The sequence below is a fragment of the Cronbergia sp. UHCC 0137 genome (assembly GCF_034932285.1).
Lineage (GTDB): Bacteria > Cyanobacteriota > Cyanobacteriia > Cyanobacteriales > Nostocaceae > Cronbergia.
Genome location: NZ_JAYGHC010000029.1, coordinates 1 through 22,103, shown reverse-complemented (window position 1 = coordinate 22,103; position 22,103 = coordinate 1). Strand labels below are relative to the sequence as shown.

Here is a 22,103-nt window from a genome sequence, read left to right as displayed (position 1 = left end):
ACCAAGTCCTAAAATAGGTGTCAACTTTCATTATGACATCAGCAAAATTTCTAAGGCTGTTAATTCTGCTGTAATCGACATTTCAATTCCCTGTTCAGAAGTAAGATCCTGCTGTTCAGTTATGGTGGGAATGACAGTTACAGGTGATAATAATTCAGTAGCAATATACTCGGCTAAGGCGTTGATAGTGGGATGTTCAAACAATATTGTAGAAGGAATTGTTTGCTGTAAACCTGTTTCGAGACGACTCCGCAACTCCACCATCATTAGTGAATCCATACCCATATCAAAAAATCCTAACTGTACATCTGGAAGTTGAGAAGACAAAGAACCCAAAACTCGACTAACTTCTGTTTGTAGGTAAGTTCTTAAATATGAAATCCGTTCTTTTATTCCTAAAGATTGAATTTGCTGTATTAATTGGGAAGTTTGATTTTCATTAGTGGTTACAGAAGTTTGGTTGTAAAAATCTGCAAAGAAAGGTGAGGATAATTTTTGCTTGAGAAGTTCTGACCAATTGATAGGAATTACCCCTACTTGTGGAGAAGATTGGGTGAGGAGAAATTCTAAAATATCTATACCTTGGTCGGGAATAATTTCACCAATACCCCGTGAACTCATTTGATGAGAAACTTGTCTTTTTGCGGCTGCACCAATATCAGACCATACACCCCAATTTATACTCAATGCAGGTAATCCCTGATGGTGGCGATATTGGGCTAAAGCATCGAGAAAGGTATTTGCAGCTACGTGATTCCCTTGTCCTGGAGAACCTAGTAGGGAAGCTGCCGAGGAAAACATGATGAAATAATCTAGGGGGATGTTTTTGGTTAATTGGTGGAGATTCCAAGCACCTGTGACTTTAGGATTCATGACCCGGTGCGATCGCTCTGGAGTTAATTGTTGTAAAATTCCATCATCTAAAATTCCGGCGGCGTGTATCACTCCCCGCAAAGGCGGATGGTTATCCTGAATATCTGTCAAAACTGCTGCTAATTGGTCTTTTTGGCTAATATCTGCCTGATTTATGATAATTTTAGCCCCTATTGCTTCTAAGGCTTCAATTTGTTGCTGTGCGCTGATATCTGGCTGGTTACGTCCCAAAAGTACAAGATATTTCGAACCTTTTTCTACCAACCAACGCGCCACACGCAAACCTAAACCGCCCATTCCCCCTGTAATTAAGTAGGTTGCATGGGGATGTACTGACTCAGTGGGTGTGTGGGTAATCACGATTTTGCCGATATGTCGGGCTTGCTGCATCATTTGTAACGCTTCGACGATTTTAGTGGTGGAGAAAATGGTTTGAGGAAGCGATAATAATTGTCCATTTTGGAACTCTTCCATGAGACAATGTAACAAAGTTTGGATTATTTGGGGTTGTTGTTGAGCAACACTCATCAAATCCACTAAATAATAAGCAACTTGGGGCTTGACTTGAGCAACTTGTTGTGCATTCCAAACTCCCCGTTTACCAATTTCGATAAACTTTCCTTGGGGTTTAAGTACCGATAAACTAGCCGGGATAAATTCACCAGACAGGGAATTAAAGACAATATCCACCCCTTCCCCCTGAGTTATTTCGAGAATTTCCTCGGCAAAATCCAAGGTACGAGAATTAAAAATATATTCCACACCTAAAGCGCGTAAAGTCTCCCATTTTCCAGAACTAGCTGTAGCAAAGACTTCTAAACCCGCTTGTTGGGCGATTTGTAAAGCCGCCATTCCTGTTCCCCCAGTTGCTGCATGAATGAGGATACGTTTTCCCGGTTGAATTTTGGCAACTTCCCGCAAAGCATAAGCAGCAGTTAGGAAATTGGCGGGAATTGTCGCAGCAGCAGCAAAACTTAAAGAATCTGGTTTTTTGATTACATAATTAGCGTTAGTCGTCACATATTGACTGAAACTATCAGCAGCCAAAGCCACCACAGCATCACCTACATTTAAATGTGTGACACCTTCACCAACAGCGACAACTTCACCAGCACATTCCACACCAAACCAATCACGTTCAAAAGGTAGTAATCCTAAAGAATCGAGAACATCAATAAAATTTAATCCGGTGGCTTTTACCTGAATTTCCACCTCTCCCGATTGGGGTTGACGACGGGGGGAAGGTTGCCATTTTAAAGATGTGATCACACCACGTTTAGTAATAGTTAAATGATAAGGTTCATCTGGAATAATTTGCAGAGAACAGCGAGTTAGTCTAGCTACTTTGCGTCCAGATTTATGTAAAGCAATTTGCGTTTCTTCTCCAGGACAGTTAATTTCAGTAACAAGGTTTTCAACTTGGGTAAATAGTTCTTGTGTGGGATCTAAATCAACACAGCGACAATTTAATTCTGGGTGTTCTAGACGAATAACTTTACCCATACCCCAAATAGAAGATTGATTTAAACCTGTGGTGGTGTGGGGACTAACAGCGCCTTGAGTTACTAACCAAAGATTAATGGGGTAATGTTGGGTTTTAATTAAGGTTTGGACTAAGTGAAGAATCTTATTACATTCATTGATACTGTCTTCACAACCAGCAATATAAATGATGTGTTTGATAGATTTATGAACAACTTCTTGAATATTATTTGAATGTTTGATGGTAAAAGATGGAAATGGTAATTGTTGAATTATAGCTTCTCCCCATTCTGGTAAATCTGTAATAATCAAGCATTCTTCTCCCTCCCCTTTATAAGGGGAGGGTTGGGGTGGGGTGTGATTTTGTGCCACAATTACACTTTGTTGGGCTAATGCTTCTGGAAGAACTGAATCAGGAGTAATATTCACAACGCTGGTAAAACCATGTTGTTTTAATAAACTTTGCCAAGTACCAGTAGAAATCAGGGGATGATATGGACGTAAATCATGATCTTGAAAACGCCACCAACCTTCAGTTAAACCGAAAATTAAATCTATCCAAATACTGGGAACTGTCCCTTCTAAAAGAATAAATAAACCCTGATTTTTGATTAATGATTTAACATTAGTGATTGTGTGACTTAAATTTTCAGTTGCGTGTAGAACGTTAGCTGCAATTACTATATCAAAACTCTGAAGGTTAATATCTTGATTTTTTAAAGGTTGTTCAATATTTAGAGTTTGGTAATTAACGAAGTTATACTCTGAAAATTGCTGACGTGCTTTTGCTAAAAATACAGGTGAAATATCTGTGAATACATATTCTACAGATTTGTTGACGAGTTCAGGTAAAACATAAGCTGTTGTTCCACCAGTACCTGCACCAATTTCTAAAATTCTTACTTTTTCCCCTGGAGGTAATTTTTCTAAAGCTGAATTTATTGCTTTTTCTACTAACGTATTCATTACCTTTGCACCAGGAGAATTTTGATAAAGTTGGGTAAGGGTTGATAAGTCTCCCTTGGGAAATAACAAATCTATAGGATTACATTCTCCTTGCAACACCTTAGCTAAATTTGTACCACAACGTTCTATTAGAGTTAATTCGGCGGTTATTTGTGGCTGTTGGCTTGGGGAAAGTTGGGGTTTTTCGTATTCACGTTGATTTGTAATGAGAGAAAGTAAGTATGTATATAATCGCTGATGCTGCGGAGTAATTTTTGGTGATAAAGCTGCGATATTTTGTAAGGCTTGGGAAATATAGTAAAGACTTAATGCTTCTAGTTGTGGTAGAAATTGGGCATAAGTTTGAATTTCTTCTGTTGCTAATAGTTCTGTAAATTTAGGCGCTAATTTTTGAGCAATTTCTGTTGGATTTGTCAGGGAAGTATTAGAGGTAATATTTACAGATTGCATTCTCCATTCAATTTCATATAACCAATTTTGCCAATCTTTAATATTGGATGATTGGATTTTTTTAAGTTGCAATCCTTCAACTACAGCAATTATTTGTCCTGCTGGGGATAAAACCTGAATATCTGCTATTAAAATAGGTGAGGCTTTATCTTGAGGACGTAATTTAACTAAACTCCAAACCCTTTCTTCTATGGGTTGATAAATTTCTAATTTATCTACACCAATAGGTAGGTAAACAGAGGGTGTAGGTTGACTGTAAAAAATTGCTGCTATGGTTTGCAAACAAGCATCGAGAATAATGGGATGAAATTGATAATTATCTCGACTATTACAAGCTAATGGTAGGTGAATTTCTGCTAATGCTTGGTTTTCATAATGCCAAATTTGGGTAATAGCTTGGAAGGTTTCACCATAATCTATTCCTACTTGTTTCAGGATTTGATAAAAGTCAGTAATATCTGTAATTTGGGTAAATTGATTTTGCAATTCTCCAAGATTTATCTGCTGGTTTTGAGGAATATTATTGTGAAGTTTGATTTTACCGGTAGCATGAGTTATCCAATCATTTTCTACTCCCTCTCCTTGGGGTAGAGTGAGTTCTATACTGACAATTTCAAATTGATGATTATTCTTCAGAATAAATTGTATAACTTTTGAAATATCTGGAGTTAAAATACAAGTTTCTTGGAAGGAAACTGTTTCTATAGAAATCCTATCATCTTTAAATATTTCCTTTCCAGCAGCCAAAGCCATTTCTAAATATGCTGTTCCTGGTAAGATGATTTGGTTAAATACTTGATGATCTTGCAGATAATCAGGTTTATTGGTAGCAAGTTGTTGTTCAAAGTATATATCAGTAGATTTAGATAGGTTTATTTTTTGTCCTAATAAGGGATGAATTGTGTTATCTGTAGATGAATAATAGTTTCTACTGGTTGGTTTAATATCTGCCCAAAAATGCTGTCTTTGAAAAGGATAATTTGGTAAGTCTAAACGGTTACGTTGATAATTTTGCTCAAATCCATGCCAATCAAATTTTACTCCTTTTCCATAAAGTGCGGCTATACTTGATAGTATTACCTGCCAATCTTGTTGTTTTGGTTCTAGGCTTGTTAGCCACAAATATTTTTCTGCTTGGGATGTAATAGAATGTGCCATTTTTAGTAAAGTTGGCTTTGCCCCTATTTCCAAAAATATGCTACAATTTTGTTGAATTAGAGTTTCAACTCCAGCAAGGAACTGTACTGGTTGGCGAATGTGGTTACACCAATATTCAGGAGTAGCAATTTCTGAATTGATTAAGCTACCTATGACATTAGATATAATGGGATATTGCGGAGAATTAAAATTAATAGTATGGGCAATTTTCTCAAATTCTCCTAACATGGCTGCCATCATTGGTGAGTGGAAAGCATGGGAAACTGATAAAGGTGTCGTTTGGATATTTTTAGCTGTTAAAACAGCAATAATTTGATCAATAGCAGCAGGTTCACCGGAAATTACTGTATTATTAGGTGCGTTAATTGCCGCAATGGAAACTTGTTGATTATAAGGTAATAGAAGATTTTGTAATTGAGATGCGCTGGCTGCTACTGCTACCATTTTACCTGGTGGTAGTTCCTGCATTAAACGCCCACGAGTAGCAATTAGTTTTAAACCATCTTCTAAACTGAAAACTCCAGCAATACAAGCGGCTACATATTCACCAACGCTATGTCCCATCAGGAAATCCGGTTTAATTCCCCAGGATAACCACAGTTGAGAAAGTGCGTATTCTAGGATGAATAATGCGGGTTGAGTGTAGAGAGTTTGGGAAAGTAATTTGTGATTATTTTCGTTGTCTTCTTGAAATAATAATGAATGTAAGTCCAAGCCGGAGTTAGCTAATAATAATTTACAGCATTTATCTATTGTTTTTTGAAAAAATGCCTCAGTTTGATATAGCTGTAAACCCATGTTTTGATATTGTGAACCTTGTCCTGTAAAAAGGAAGGCAATTTTGGGGCGTGGTTGAGAATTTACTTTAGTTGTAAATATGTTTGTGGTTGCTTCATTTTTGATGAAACAATTTAATTTTTCTTTGGCTGTGGTGAGAGAATCGGCAATGATAGCTAAACGATATTCAAGTTGACTTCTTCCAATATTTGCATTATAACAAATATCTCCCCAATCATTATCATTGAAATGGTTGATATAGCTTTGGGCTAGTTGTTTTAATGCGGTTTCAGTTTTAGCTGATAAAGTTAAAATTTGTAGAGGACGTTCTATATTATTTTCTTTCTTTTGATTGGGAATTTCTGCATATTCTAAAATAACATGAGCGTTAGTCCCACTAAAACCAAAAGAACTTACCCCAGCTATTTTTTTTCCATGCCAAGGTGTGCAAGTGGTGGGAATATGAATGGGGAACTGTTCCCAGGAAATATGGGGGTTTGGCTTTTCAAAATGCAAATGAGGCGGAATTTCTCCATGTTTCAACGCCAGCACTACTTTCATTAACCCAGCTATTCCCGCAGCAGCTTCTAAGTGTCCGATGTTAGTTTTGAGTGAACCTACTAATAAAGGCGATTTTTGATGACTTTCGCCAAATACAGCCCCTAAAGCTCCAATTTCAATGGGATCTCCCAAGGCTGTACCTGTTCCGTGGGCTTCTATATAAGTAATATCACTTGGTTTTAGAGTTGCATTTTCTAAAGCTTGTCTAATAACAGTCTGTTGTGAGACACCATTGGGAACTGTTAAGCCGCTACTGCGTCCATCTTGGTTAACCGCACTACCCCGGATTACTGCTAATATAGGATTGTTACCCGTTAAGGCATCAGATAGTCTTTGTAAAATAATTACACCGCAGCCTTCAGCGCGTACAAAGCCGTCTGCTTTTGCATCAAAGGTTTTGCACCGTCCGTCCGCCGCTAACATCCCCGCTTGGGAAAAGTTAATGGTAAATTCTGGGGAGAGGATGCGATTTACACCACCGACTACAGCGAGTTGACATTCTCCTTGGCGGAGGCTTTGACAGGCGAGATGTACGGCGACTAGGGAGGAGGAACAGGCGGTGTCTACGGCTAGGGAGGGGCCTGTGAATCCTAAGATGTAGGAAATCCGACCGGCTGCGGTACTGTGGGAATTACCTGTGGCTAAATAAGCATCAATGTCTGTAACTGGGCGTTTTAATAAGTGAGTGGTGTAATCATTGCTACTCATGCCAATGAAAACTCCGGTTTTGCTATCTGTAAGTTGTTCGGGTAAGATACCGGCATTTTCTAAGGCTTCCCAAGTGACTTCTAATAATAGTCGTTGTTGGGGATCTAGGGAAATGGCTTCTTTTGGGGCGATACCAAAAAAGTCTGCATCAAATTCTTTGAGGTGTCCAATAAAACCGCCGTAACGGGTGGACATTTTGCCAGGGGTGGCGGGGTTGTGGTGGTAGAAGGTTTCTAGATTCCAGCGATCGCTCGGAACTTCCGTAATTGCATCGTGACCGTTTTGTAGTAATTGCCACAGTTTTTCGGGGGTGTCTGCATTGCCAGGGAAGCGACAGCCCATCCCAACTATGGCTATGGGTTCGGTTTGGGCTTTTAGTTTTTCCCGCAAGTCTTGGATTTGCTTGAGGGCGTTTTGCATTAGGGGGCGGTAGTCTTGTGTCATGGTTTTTTTATCACGCAGAGGCGCAGAGGCGCAGAGAGGAGGAGTTTTAAGAGTTGAGTGCTTGGGCTAGTAGTTGGGCGATTTCGGCTGTGGAGGGTTCTGGGGTTGGTTGTAGTTCGTTGTTGAGGTGGTGGGCTAATTTTTCAATGTTGGGATAGTCGAAGGCTATTGTTGAGGGAAGTGTGATTTTTAGGTCGGTTTGGAGGCGGTTTTTAAATTCAATGGCTGTGAGTGAGTCCATTCCTAAGTCGAAAAATCCGGTTTTTGGGTTGATTTGATGGGGTGGGAAACCTAAGACTTTGGCTATCTGTTCCCGGAGATAGGTTTCGAGTAGTTCGTAACCTCCTTGTTTATCTAGTTGAGATAGTTTTTCTAGTAAGTTTGTTTTGGGGGGTGGTGTTTGGCTGGTTTCTGGGTTGTTGGTTGGGTAAAATCTCTCGAAAAATGGTGAGTTAATGGGGAATTTTTGCCAATTAATGGGTACTACTCCAATTTGGGTGAAGTTTTGGGTCATGAGTTGTTGTAAAATTTGAATACCATCGGCAGGTGCGATCGCTAAAATCCCTCTTTCTTCCATTTGGCTTGTAGCTTGAATAGCTGAACCAATTTCTGACCAAATCCCCCAGTTAATACTCATTGCGGGTAAGCCTTTGCTGGTTCGATAATGGGCTAGGGTATCGAGAAATGTGTTTGCAGCAACGTGATTTGCTTGTCCCGGTGAACCAAATAAGGCGGTGGCTGAGGAGAATAAAACGAAGAAATCTAAAGGTAGGTGTTGGGTTAATGTATGGAGATTCCACGCCCCCATGACTTTGGCCGCCATGACTTTTTGAAAGCGTTCCCAGTTCATTTGTAATAATGCACCATCATCCAATACTCCCGCCCCGTGAATAATTCCGGCTAGGGGATATGCAGAGTTTTCGATTTCTGTCAAGATATTGCTTAATGCTGCTTTTTGTGATACATCTATTTGGGCGATCGCTATTCTCGCACCTGTAGTTTCTAATTTCTGAATCCTTGACACTGCATCATCTGTAGGTGCATTTCGTCCCAATAGCAGCAGATGACAAGCCCCCATTTTCACCAGCCATTCCGCTACGAGTAAACCTAAACCACCCAAACCGCCTGTAATTAAATAAGTACAATTTTCTTTGAGAGGATATAAAGATGAAGCAGAAGTAATAATTTCAACCTCCTGCCTACTACCTTCTAACTCTTTCCTCCTGCCTCCTGCCTCCTGCCTCCTGCCTTCTATTACCACTTTCCCAATATGCTTACCTTGCTGCATATACCGGAAAGCATCTACTATTTGAGTCATGGGGAATACTTTTGCAGCTAGAGGTTTTAAGCGATGTTGCTCAAATTCCTCTACTAACTGCTGTAACATATTCTGTATCAGTTCGGGTTGTTGGTGGCAAAATTCAAATAAATCTACTAAAAAGTAATCTGCAACTGGTTTAACTTGTTTTACCTGTTCCTCTGTCCAAACATCAATTTTGCCAATTTCTACAAATCTTCCTTGGGGTTTGAGAACAGCTAAACTCGCAGCGATAAAATCACCACGGAGAGAATTGAGGACGATATCCACACCTTCTCCTTGAGTTTGGGCGAGAATTTCTTCAGTAAAATCTAAAGTGCGAGAGTTAAAAATATTGGTTACGCCTAAGTTTTGCAGCGTTTCCCACTTCTGGGGACTGGCGGTAGCAAATATTTCTGCACCTGCTTGTTGGGCGATTTGAACCGCTGCTTGTCCGACTCCACCCGCAGCAACATGAATGAGAACTTTGTCACGAGGGCGAATTTTGGCTAGTTGGTGTAGGGTGTAAAAGGCGGTGAGAAAGGCGGCTGGTATGGTTGCAGCATCTATGATATTTAAGTGTTGGGGTAGGGGGATTGTTATGTCTGCCTTGACGGTGACATACTGGCTAAAGCTACCACTGGCTAAAGCCATAACTCTTTGTCCAATTTGCAGATGTTCTACGTCTCTACCAATGGCTACTATTTCGCCCACGCACTCACAGCCTAACATTCCTGGTTCGCCTGGGTACAAGTCTAAGGCGTTTAAGATGTCGCGGAAGTTTAAGCCTGTGGCTTGAATGCGGATTTCTATTTCTCCTTTTTTTGGGGAAAGACGGTTAACTGTTTGGAAGGATAGGTTTTCTAATGTTCCTCTTTGTTGGATGCTTAGGCGATGATTTTTTTCACGCAGAGACGCAGAGGCGCAGAGAGGAGTGGGAGAGAGTCTTGCGGTGTATCGGGTTTTGGTGCGCCAGGCGATTTGTGTTTCTGGGGAGTTTGTTAGGAGTTCTTTGAGGAGAATATCTAGTTGTTGTGTGGGGGTTTGGGTTGGGTCTAGGTCTAAACAGCGACAGTTGATTTCTGGATGTTCTAGTTGTATTACTTTACTAATTCCCCACAATGTTGTGGCTGCAAGTCCTTTGATAGAAGCATCTTTACCTGTGTTTACTGCACCCTGAGTCACTAGCCACCATTGGGAAAGGTTCACGTTATTTTGTAGCAAATATAACAGGCTTTCGCAGAGAATCTGTTGTTGTTTTATCAATTCTTCGGTGGTTAATTCTTCCGGTGGGGGTACGTCTAAACCCCAAAGGTTGATAAGATGTGATGCTGCTGTGGGAAGGTTGGAAAGTTCTGAGTCCGCAAAAATTAGATCACAGGTTATACCTTGGTTTTGCAGATGAGTGGCAAGTTTTTCTCCTACGCCTTGTTTATCTGCTAAAATTAACCAATTATCTGGTATAACCGGGGTCTGAGCGACAATTAACGCTTGATTTCCTGTGGTTTCATTTAACTGAGTTGGAGATTCAAAACCCTCTTGTGTTAATAATTTCTGCCACTGTTTGCTGGAAATCAAGGGATGATGGGGACGTAAAGTATAATCTTGGAAACGCCACCAGCCTTCAGTTAGTCCAAATATTAAGTCTAGCCACCATACAGGCTGCACTCCTTCTAATAAGATTAGTAAACCACCTCTTGACAAAAGTTGCTTAATGTGAATTACTGTTTGCTGTAAATCTTGGGTGGCGTGGAGAACGTTAGCAGCAATGACGATATCAAAGCTATTTTCTGTGAAACCTTGAGTTGCGGGGGGTTTTTCGACATCAAATAATTGATATCGCACACAGGAATAATCAGCAAATTGTTGTTGTGCTTTGCTGAGAAATAGTGATGAAATGTCGGTGAAGAAATATTCAATGTTTCTCTGTGCGAGTTCTGGTAAGAGATATGCGGTTGTTCCCCCAGTTCCCGCACCTATTTCCAAAATTCGCAGGGGTTGTTCTGGTGGAATGTCGGCTATGGCTGTGGTAATTGCTTGTTTTACCAAAGTATTCATCATTTTGGCTATGGGTGAATTTTGGTAAAGGTGCGTTAAGTCGCTGAAGTCTCCATTGGGAAACAATAATTGTAATGGGTCGGTTTTTCCTTGCAAAACTTCTGTTAAATTACTGGTACAGCGTTCAAGTAAGTTTAATTCTGATGTGGTGTTGGGATATGTTTGACGCAATTGGGTAAAGCTGGGGGGTGTTTCTCTGTTTTCTTGGGTTTGGAGAATTTGCAGTAAATGTTGATATAGTTTTTTATGCTGGGTTACTATACCAAATTTTTCCATTGTTTCTTTTATAGACAATTTTTCATCAGTTGGTAATGGTATTTGCAGTGTTTGAAATGTCTCTAAGATGCAAGCAACACTCAGCTTTTCTAGTTGGGATGATAGGGATATGTAATTATCTAATACCATTTCTTGATGAGGCCGCGCCGAATTTCCTAACCTTGTCTTTTCTTTCTCTGTGTCCTCTGTGTCTCTGTGGTTCGTTTCTCTTGAAATTGAGCGCATCTTTATACAGAATTGGTATAAGTCTGACTGATTTAATATTGATGAGTTTGTAGTAGGAATTAGTAAGCGATTATTTATAAGAGGTTTTTCTTGCCATTCAATACTATATAACCAATCATTCCAGTTATTTAATTGTTTGACTGGTTGAATTTTCAAGCCATTGATAGTGCCGATTAGTTTATTATCAGCATTGAATATTTGAATATCAGCGATATATTTTTCTCGCAATTTAACATAACTCCAAAGGTGAGTTTGATATTTTTCTCCATACCATTGGAATTGTTCTATGGCTACGGGTAGGTAAGCTGTTGGTGGTTGGGAGTCGAGGAAAATTGCTCCCATTACTTGTAAGCAAGCGTCTAGTATTATGGGGTGAATTTGATAAGGTGTTGTGTCAATTTCTGGTGATAGTTTGATTTCGCCTAATGCTTGGTTTTCTCCTCGCCAAAGTTGTTGAATTGCTTGGAAGGATTTTCCGTATTGTATTCCTACTTTTTCGCAGGTTTGGTAGTAGGTGGTGGGGTCGATTTTTTGGGTGCAGGTTGTTGGGATTTGGGGGGAATCTGGAGGGGGTGGGGATGTTTGGATGGTTCCGGTGACGTGGGTTGTCTCACGCAGAGGCGCAGAGGCGCAGAGAGAGAGGATTTCAAATTGGTAGGTTTGTTTTTCTAATGGGGTAAGGATTAGTTGGAGGGTGGTTTCGTTGGTGGTGGTTAAGGGTTGGATGATTTGGATGTTTTGCAGGTTGTAGGAGTCAGATTTAAATATTTGTGTTGCGGCTGCGATTGCTATTTCTATATAGCCTGCGGCTGGCATTATGATTTTATCAAAAACTTGATGTTGCTGTAAGAAGTCTGGGTTATTTCGAGAGATTTGACTTTGGAAATATATTTTCTCGGATTTTGCTAGTTGTAATTTTTGTCCCAATAAAGGATGTAGGTTAGAAGTTGGGGAGTGTGGGGTAAATTCAAGTTTATCTACCCAAAATTTCTGGCGTTGAAATGAATATGTTGGTAAAATTACTCGTTGATGTGGTTGGTTGTCGTTGAAGTTTTCCCAGTTGATATCCAGACCTTGCATATATAATGATGCGAGGCTAGATAAGATTGTTTGTATATCACTTTGTCCAGGACGTAAACTGGGCAACCAGGAATAATTTTCTGTTTCGTTTACACAGGTTTTAGCTATATTTAATAAGGTGGGTTTGACTCCAATTTCTAAAAAGATTTCGCAATTCTCTTTGGTTAATGTTTCTATACCCACCGCAAATTGTACGGGTTGTAAAATGTGATTACACCAATAATCAGCGTTTGCAATTTCTGTATCAATAACTTTACCTGTGATGTTAGAAATTATCGGCGTTTTTGGTGGATAAAAATTAATACTTTCAGCTACTTCTCTAAATTCCTCTACCATTGTCTCCATTAAGGGAGAATGGAAAGCATGGAAAACTGATAAGGGAGTAGTTTTGATTCCTTGATTTTGCAGATTTTCTGCAAGTTGTTCAATTGCTGTCTGTTCACCGGAAATTACTATATTATCTGGGGAATTGATAGCCGCAATGGCAATTTTTTGAGAATATTGTTGGAGATATGTTTTAATTTCTGTAATTGATGTAGCAACAGCTAACATTTTGCCATTTTCAGGCAATTGTTGCATCAAACGGGCGCGGTTAGGAATTAATTTGAGTGCGTCTGCTAAACTGAAAACACCTGCAATACAAGCTGCTACATATTCCCCTAAACTATGTCCTATGAGAAAGTCCGGTGTAATTCCCCAATGTAGCCACAGTTGAGTTAATGCGTATTCTAAAACAAATAATGCCGGTTGGGTGTAGATGGTTTGGTTTAAAGAAGTATTCGCTTCTTCTGCAAATAAAATCGCACGCAAATCTAAACCCAAGTAGGGATATAATAATTCACAACATTTATCAACTTGTTGGTGAAAGTAGGGTTGGTTTTCGTAGAGTTCCCTACCCATGTTAAGATACTGGCTACCTTGTCCGGTGAAGAGAAAGGCAATTTTGGGCTGATTTTGGATAACTACTGGACTGGAAAATATTTCTGGGGTTGATTTTGAATAATTCAATAATTGCTGATAAGCTGTATAATCAGAATTGATAGCTATCGCTAAACGATGAACGAAGTGCGATCGCCCAATATGAGAAGTAAAACAAATATCAGCAATGTTACTCTCTGGTTCAGATCCAAAGTATTTAATATATTCTTCTACCAGTCCCCGCAATGCTTGGGGGGTTTTAGCAGATATGGTTAGTAAGTTATATTTCTCTGATTTCTGGTAATTTTGAACAGGGGTAAAATCTTCTAATATTAAATGTACATTCGTCCCACTCATCCCGAAGGAACTAATACCCGCAATTCGTTTACCATTTTCACCATACCACGGAGTTAACTGAGTGGGGACTTGAACAGATAATTTTTCCCAAGGTATGTAGGGGTTTGGTTTTTGAAAGTGGAGATGGGCAGGAATTTGTTGATGTTGAAGTGCTAAAATTACTTTGATTAAGCCCGCAACACCGGCTGCACTTTCTAAATGTCCGATGTTGGTTTTCACCGAACCAATGGATAAGGGTTGATTTTTATTTCTACCTTCACCTAATACCTTTGTTAAAGCTAAAACTTCGATGGGGTCGCCGAGAACTGTTCCTGTACCGTGGAGTTCGCTATACTGGACTTGTTGTGGTTCTATTTGGGCATTTTGCAAAGCTTGACGAATGACGGCTTCTTGTGCTGTGCCGTTGGGGGCTGTTAAACCGTTGCTGCTACCGTCGTGATTGACTGCCGAACCGCGAATCACTGCTAAGATAGGGTCATGATTAGCGATCGCATCCCGCAATTTTTTCAATACCACTATACCACATCCTTCTCCCCTTCCGTAACCATCCGCCGCCGCATCTAAGGTTTTGCAACGTCCATCAACTGCTAAAGCTTGCAATTTACAAAGGCCTATCATCGGTTCTGGGGCTAAAATTAAATTCACCCCTCCCGCTAAAGCCATGTCAGACTCACAACTCCGCAAACTTTGACAAGCTAAATGTACCCCCAGCAAGGAGGAGGAACAGGTTGTATCTAGCTGCATCACCGTACCTTGTAATCCTAACACATAGGCAATGCGTCCGGCGGCAATGCTGCGAGTGTTACCCAAACTGCTGAAAGCATCAATGCGGGTGGGAGGGGAAACGCTATATTTGGCGTAGTCATCAAAACACAGTCCAATATATACTGATGTCTTGCTACCTTTGAGTTTTTGGGTTGATTGTCCGGCTCGTTCTAAGGCTTCGTAACTAACTTCTAATAATAGCCTTTGTTGGGGATCAATTGCTGCGGCTTCGCGGGGAGAAATCCCAAAAAATTGAGGATCAAATTCGTCTACTTTGTCGATAAAATGACCGTAGCGGGTGTACATTTTCCCTGGTATATCGAGATTTTGATCATAGTAATTTAACACATCCCAACGTTGGGAAGGAATTTCTGCAACTGCATTCACACCATTCTGTAATAATTGCCAAAATGCTTCCGGGTTGTTCGCACTACCAGGAAAACGACAAGCCATGCCAATAATAGCTATAGGTTCAGTTTGTTGTGCTTCTAAAGCGGTTATTTCGGCTCGCAGTTGTCGCATTTCTAAAAGCGCGTCTTTGAGTAATGTTTGGTAGTTGGGTGAGTTGATCATAAACAATGATTAAGGTTATTTTTTCACGCAGAGACGCAGAGGCGCGGAGAGAAATCAAGAGTGTGGTTTTCGGTGACGTGCGATCGCTATTTCTTGGCTTAATAGTTGTGCTATATCTGTAGTAGATAAATTATCTAAGTTGCTATTTTGAGAAGGTGCAGGATTTTCTATGGAAAGTTCTCCCAGGTAGTTAGCTAAAGCGGTAATGGTGGGAAAATTCCAAGCGATAGTGACATCTAAGGGTTGGGAAATATTTAACCATTCTTGTAAATCTTGGGTTAGTTCTATTGCTGTGACGGAATCCAAACCGTATTCAGCAAAGGCTTTATTTACATCTATAGTGTAAATTGGTTGTTGCAGTTTTTGAGAAATCCAAGTTTTCAACCAGGTTTGAATTTCTGAGGATGTATTAACTGCTGGTAAATCTATTCTTGGTGGTGTAAATTGCTGACAATTCTCCTCTCTGCGCCTCTGCGCCTCTGCGTGAGCCAATTCCCACCTAAACACCACATCCAACCCCCCACCAACAAACCCCTCCCGACAAACGTAACGCTGTACCTTCCCACTAGAAGTCTTAGGAATACTACTAGGCTTCAACAGACATATCCCATACACCTGCAAACCAAACTCCAGGGAAATAGCCCCCCGAATCGCCCTAATTATACCATCTTGATCGAGCTTACGCCAACTACTACGCTCAACTTCCTGAACAACTACCAACCGTTCCTCCCCGTCCACTTCCACAGTAAACGCCGCACCCCAGAACGCACTTAAAGCCGGATGACTTTTAGCTACAGTTGCTTCAATATCGTGAGGATAGTAGTTTTGCCCCCGAATGATGATTACATCTTTAATTCTGCCCGTGACAAACAACTCACCTGAGCGTAAATACCCCAAGTCGCCCGTGCGTAAAAAACTACCACCTCCCAATGCTAAAGTAGCTTGAAAAGTTGCTTCTGTTTCCTCGGTACGTTGCCAATAACCCTGGGCGACACTTGCACCTTTTATCCAAATTTCCCCTTCTTCCCCTGCTGTACAAGGTTTTCGAGATTCGGGATCAACTATAATTACAGTTTGGTCGTCACTGGGAGAACCACAACTGACCAAAGTTTTAGTAGTTTTATTTAATACTGTATCTTCCTTAGTTTTACCAGTAACGAATAAAGTTGCCTCAGCTAAACCGTAGCAAGGATAAAACGCTTCTTTATTAAATCCATAGGGAGAAAAAACCGTAGCAAATCTTTCCAGTGTATCCCGACGAATTGGTTCTGCACCTGTAAACGCTAACTCCCAACTATTCAAATCCAAATCTTGACACTCCTCTAAACGAATATTGCGGACACACATTTCATAGGCGAAATTGGGTGCGCCGCTAGTGGTAGCATGAGTTTGAGAAATTGCTTGCAACCAACGTAGGGGTTTTTGTAGAAAAGCGACGGGAGACATCAAGGTGACAGGGAAACCACCATACAAAGGCTGCAAAATTCCCCCTATCAAACCCATGTCATGATAAGGTGGCAACCAACTGACAACGTGAGTATGAGCAGAATGTCCAAAACGTTGATAAATTTGCCCTAAATTATGCAGCAAATTACCATGACTCAGCATCACGCCTTTGGGTGTGCCGGTCGAACCAGAAGTATATTGTAGTAAAGCCAGACTATCGGCTGTGAGTCGAGGATTTTGCCAAGCTTCACCGAAAGATAAGATTATGGCATCTGTAGCGACTTTAGGCAGAGCTTCAATTGTAGTATTTTTAGCTACCTCCGCCAAAGATTGTTCTAAGAATACTGTGGTTAAAATTCCCTTGGGCTGGGCATTTTTAGCAATTGCCAACAGTCTCGTCATGTTCTGATTACGACGTGGCGGATAAACGGGAACTGCAACGACACCAGCATAAAAGCAACCCATGATCGCTGCAATCAATTCTAAACCTGGCGGATACATTAATAGTATACGCTCTCCTTGCCAGTGCATTGCTTGTAAATGTATTGATATTGCGCGTGCTTTCTGGTCTAAATCTCCATAAGTAAGATTCTCTTGTTTGCTATCTTGTAAAAAATAAAACCCTAGAGAGTCACCGCGTTCTTGCGTCCATGCCCGTAAAATATCCACAAGTGTTAGAGGATGGACTAATTTTATTGATAATAGTTCTCGTTGTTGTTTAATCATTCTGCACTAATTCCCCTTGAGGAATGGAATTAACTAAAAGTGTTTGTACAAAATTTGCACTTTTGAACTGCACTTGATGAGGTTATATATATTGAAGTATGAACTGGTTTTAGCGCAAATTCGCAATAGAGGGAAGACGCTAAGATCAAGAGTTTTGACCTACTCTATACTTAAAATAGATCAATCGTCTGATTGTACAGATAGAGTCTTAGCACTGCTAAACCCTTACAAAATAGGGTTTTCGTAATCTTGTAAAAGTTCAAATCTCCGTTATCACCAGTATAAAAGATAGCTAATTACACAAGTTATGACTAAGTAGAGATTATTTCACTTTCAGTTAGTGTAACTGATTTTCGACGATTTTACTAGCAGTCCACAAATCCTTTTTATGGAAATGATCTGCTTACAGCAAATAAAAACATAATTTTTTACAAAAAAACTACTCTAATCTAAGTTATAGTATTTTCAATAAACTTTCTCAATAATTTTATAGCAATGAGCAACCTTAATTGAACCTCATGCTTTCATACTTAATTTTAGGATGTATATCTTTTATCTCCTAAAGTCCACCACCAGTTAAATTAGGAAAATCTATATCTATGGCATGGAATTCTTGGCAACCCTATATTAGTGTTGCTAGTATCATCACTGTTTTAGTATCCCAACCGGTTTGGGCTACTCCTGTTCCTGTAACAGCAATAGAACTCTATGATACAGATCAAGGTTTAGAAGTGGTTTTAAAAACCCCACCGGGAATATCTCTCAACACTGAAACCACCACTGAAGAGAATACTCTAATTATCATTATTACCAATGCTCAACTTCAATTGGTGCAAGGAAAATCGCCTATAATTGCCAATGATCCCATCCCTGGTATTGCTGAAATTTTTATCGAACAGTCTGACCCGAATACGATTCAAATTGAGATCACTGGTGTCAGTACAGTTCCTAAAGCTGATCTCCGTCAAGATGGACAAGAATTTATTGTTAGTATTCCTTTAACTACTATTAGTCAAACTCCACCTCCCACAACTTCAGAAAACCCAACTCCAGAAACTCCAACTCCAGAAGAAGATGAACCCATCGAAATCACTGTTGTCGGGGATCAATTTCGACCAACCTATCAAATTCCTAATTCCTCAGTTGGTACTCGCACCGATACTCCACTAATTGACGTACCCCAAGCCATTCAAGTCATACCCCAAGAAGTGATCAAAGATCAAGGTGTACGAAGTCTTGGAGAAGTCCTAAAAAACACTAGCAGCGCATCCTCTGGACGTACCTCTTCTCAAGCGCCAGCGTTAACTCCTGTAATTCGTGGGTTTGAATCTCGTAACCTGTTGCGTAACGGTTTGCGGGATGATAGCTTACGCTATAGTAGTGAAATTGGTAACGTTGAAAGAGTCGAAGTTCTTAAAGGACCAGCTTCCGTACTGTTTGGACAAGGTGATTTGGGTGGAGTAGTGAACTTAGTAACCAAACAACCTTTAGATACACCATATTATGCCTTAGAATATAAAGTAGGTGAATTTGGGTTACATCGTTCTACACTTGACTTTTCTGGACCCTTAGATCAAGATGGTATTGCTTATCGTTTAAACGCTGCTTATCAAACTGCTGAAAGCTTCAAAAAATTTGAGAATAGTGAATCTTTCTTTATCGCTCCCGTGGTCAGATTAATTAGTAACAAAGATACAACCTTAATAGCTAGTTTAGAATATCTAAAATACCGCAGCTTTGAGACAGCACCGGATTTACCAGCTTCTGGAACAGTTATTTCTAACCCTAATGGTAGAGTTTCACGGGATGCTAACTTAGGTGAACCATCGTTATCTAAAAGTGAGTCCTTAGTCACTCGTTTAGGCTATCAATTAGACCATCGGTTGAATGATATTTGGAAAATAAAAAGCGAACTTTCTACAGCTTTTTTAGATATTCCTGAAAATACTGGAGTAACGCCTATTTCTAACACTGCTACATCAGATGGATTAAATGCAGATGGTCGTACAATTCGACGCTTTTTAATAGAAAATCCTTCTAGTACAACCAGTTTAACCTTTAATAATAGCCTTTTAGGTAAATTCAGGACGGGTAACATTGAACATAGTTTATTGTTTGGTGTGGAAGTTGCTACAGAGCAAACGAAAGATAGATTGGATTTTAGACAACTCAGTGCTATTGATATTTTCAATCCCGTCTATCGTCCTGAGAGTGTTTCATCATTTGCGATTCCTTTTGGTAATACTAATACACAGAAAAATTCTATTGGGATTTATGCTCAAGACCAAATTTCCCTATCGAAGAATATTATTTTAGTATTGGGTGGACGTTTGGATTTTGCTAACCAAAACTATGAAGATTTGTTATCGTCAGCAGAAAGTTATGAACGTAGCGATACAGTGTTTAGTCCTCGTGTCGGTCTTGTTTACAAACCTAGTGAAAACCTTTCTTTATATGGTAGTTACAGTAAATCATTTACGCCCGTTGTTGGGAGAACCAGGGTATTAGATGTAGACACAGGAATAACGACAGTTGGTGAACCCTTTGAACCAGAAAAAGGAACTCAATATGAAATAGGATTGAAGGCAAATTTATTAGGCGATCGCCTCTCCACCACTTTAGCATTTTATAATCTAGAACGAACCAACGTTGCAGCCCAAGGATTAAGCGAACCCCTATCGCAGATTCAAATCGGCAAACAACGCAGCCAAGGTATAGAACTAGACGTAGCTGGTGAAATACTCCCTGGTTGGAACTTGACAGCCAGTTACGCCTATACAGACACAGAAATTACCGAAGATAGCCGCGCCGAATTTGATGGTAAGCAATTACAAAACGTTCCCAAAAACGCCTTTGGTTTGTGGAGTACCTACGAACTGCAATCTGGAAACCTCAAAGGTTTAGGGATGGGTTTAGGTGTCTTCACCCAAGGAGAACGGCAAGGAGACTTACGCAACACCTTCACCTTACCTAGTTACTGGCGCACAGATGCGTCCATCTTCTACCGTCGTGATAAATTCCGTGCCGCCATCAACATTCAAAACCTATTAGACGAAAATTACTACGAAGGTGCGCGGGACATTGTGCGGATAGTTCCAGGTGCGCCCTTCACCTTAACAGGTAGCATCTCCGTTGAATTTTAAACCTCTCTGCGTTCTCTGCGCCTCTGCGTGAAACAAAATCCCCCTAAACACATTGCCATAATGCGAACCTTTTTAATCATCTGGATAGGACAGATAGTATCTACCATCGGCAGCTTTATGACAGTTTTTGCCCTAACAATTTGGGTATGGGACAAAACTGGTTCAGCGACAGCTTTGGCCTTAGTGGGTTTCTTTGCCCAACTGCCAAAAATACTGATTACCACCTTTGCCGGTATTGCAGTAGATAGGTTTAATCGTCGCTTCCTGATGATTTTGGCAGAAGTTGTGGCCATGTTGTGTACTCTAGCGATCGCCCTCCTATATCTTAACCAACAACTACAGGTGTGGCATTTATACATAATTGTCATGCTGTACGGTGGCTTTGGACAATTACAAGTTCTCGCCTATTCCGCCTCCATTTCCTTATTAGTTCCCAAAGAACAATACACCCGTGCAGAAAGTTTAGGTTCTGCGGTTAACTACAGTGCAGCGATATTTTCTCCCGCCCTAGCCGGGTTTATCTATCCACGTTTAGGGATGCAAAGTATCTTCTGGATTGACTTAACAACCTTTGCGGCGGCCTTTATCACCTTACTAATCGTCAAAATTCCCCAGCCAGCGATCGCTCAAATTCACAATGATAATACTGAGAACCTGTGGAAAAAACTCACCTTTGGATTTCGTTATATTTGGGCAAATCCATCATTAACCGCGATGGCGATCGCCTTCACATTATTTGCCATCCCCAACGATATCAGTAAAGTCCTTTATAGCCCCATGATTCTAGCCCGAACAGGCGGCAACTCAGAAATTCTCGGCACTGTCACCACGGCTGCGGGTATTGGGGGTGTCATCGGGGCATTAACCCTGGGTATTTGGGGAGGTTTCCATCGCCGCATTAACGGAATGTTACTCGGTTTCATCGGCCACGGTATTTTCCGAAGCCTGATCGGACTAGGGCAAACAGTACCAGTGTGGATGGTAGCCCACTTTCTCTCATCTACACTCATTCCCCTGTTCTACAGTTCCAGCAACGCTATATGGTATGCCAAAATTCCCCCAGGCTTACAAGGACGAGTCCTAGCCGCAGATCAACTCATAGGCGTAACCGTAGCCGCCATTACCCCCTTAATTGCCGGTTTCCTTGCAGATCGAGTATTTGAACCTGCCATGCGTCCTACGGGCAGTTTAGCCCCGATTTTCGGACATATCTTTGGGACTGGGGCTGGTGCAGGCATGACCTTACTATTTGTCAGCATGACCCTCTGCACAGTCTTAGTAGGAATCTTTGGTTACACCTGGCGTACTTTGCGACAAGTAGAAGATCTAATTCCAGATACCAAAATTCCAGAAAGTTCCCAACTTTAAATATTCAACCTTCAAATTAACTCATTCGTCACAAACTAATTAATTATGACCACAATCAAATTTACCACCAATACTACAACCCTAATAGAGACTGAAGGTACTACACTTACGTTCAGATTTGAGTTAAGTGAAGCGCCACCAGCAGCAGGGATTAGAGTTTATCTAAAAGGCAATATTGCACAATCTTTAACTCAACTAGATTTATTTGCAATCAGTTTCTCTGGTGGAGATGTTCCACAAGGAGATTTTGATTTTACAGGCTTCTACTTTAACATTAGATCCCAAGTTGCGACTGTCAGTGTACCTATTTTTGCAGATGGGAATCCAGAAGGTGAACAAAGCGTAATTTACACTCTACAACCTGATGCAGCGTATACAGTTGATCCGAGTTTCAGTGCGGTAACAGTTAATTTCTACGACAATGCTAGTCAAGTTCCACCAGTCAATGATCC

5 protein-coding genes and 1 pseudogene are annotated in these 22,103 nt (G+C 40.5%); 3 read left to right on the top strand and 3 right to left on the bottom strand.

The window, feature by feature from the left end; genetic code table 11:
• Positions 1-30: 30 nt before the first annotated feature.
• The 3 genes from VB711_RS15915 to VB711_RS15905 are packed head-to-tail and all read right to left on the bottom strand — an operon-like array spanning position 31 to position 17,140.
• Positions 31-7,419: an SDR family NAD(P)-dependent oxidoreductase gene (locus tag VB711_RS15915; RefSeq protein ID WP_323287122.1), complete on the bottom strand. Its 7,389-nt coding sequence runs from the start codon at positions 7,417-7,419 to the stop codon at positions 31-33.
• 46 nt (positions 7,420-7,465) lie between these two features.
• Positions 7,466-14,968: an SDR family NAD(P)-dependent oxidoreductase gene (locus VB711_RS15910; RefSeq protein ID WP_323287121.1), complete on the bottom strand. Its 7,503-nt coding sequence runs from the start codon at positions 14,966-14,968 to the stop codon at positions 7,466-7,468.
• A 54-nt stretch (positions 14,969-15,022) separates the two neighbouring features.
• The gene (locus VB711_RS15905; protein WP_323287119.1) at positions 15,023-17,140 is read right to left on the bottom strand and encodes an AMP-binding protein; all 2,118 of its coding nucleotides are present in this window, start codon (positions 17,138-17,140) and stop codon (positions 15,023-15,025) included.
• Positions 17,141-17,739: 599 nt separating this feature from the next.
• On the opposite strand from VB711_RS15905, the gene VB711_RS15900 reads away from it, so the two are divergent.
• The 3 genes and pseudogenes from VB711_RS15900 to VB711_RS15890 form a co-directional block, all read left to right on the top strand.
• A complete protein-coding gene (locus tag VB711_RS15900; protein ID WP_323287118.1) occupies positions 17,740-20,283 on the top strand; it encodes a TonB-dependent siderophore receptor in 2,544 nt (847 codons plus the stop codon).
• Between the two features lie 60 nt (positions 20,284-20,343).
• The gene (locus VB711_RS15895; RefSeq protein WP_323287117.1) at positions 20,344-21,651 is read left to right on the top strand and encodes an MFS transporter; all 1,308 of its coding nucleotides are present in this window, start codon (positions 20,344-20,346) and stop codon (positions 21,649-21,651) included.
• Positions 21,652-21,696: 45 nt separating this feature from the next.
• A pseudogene (locus tag VB711_RS15890) lies at positions 21,697-22,103 on the top strand (hypothetical protein); the annotation flags it as partial.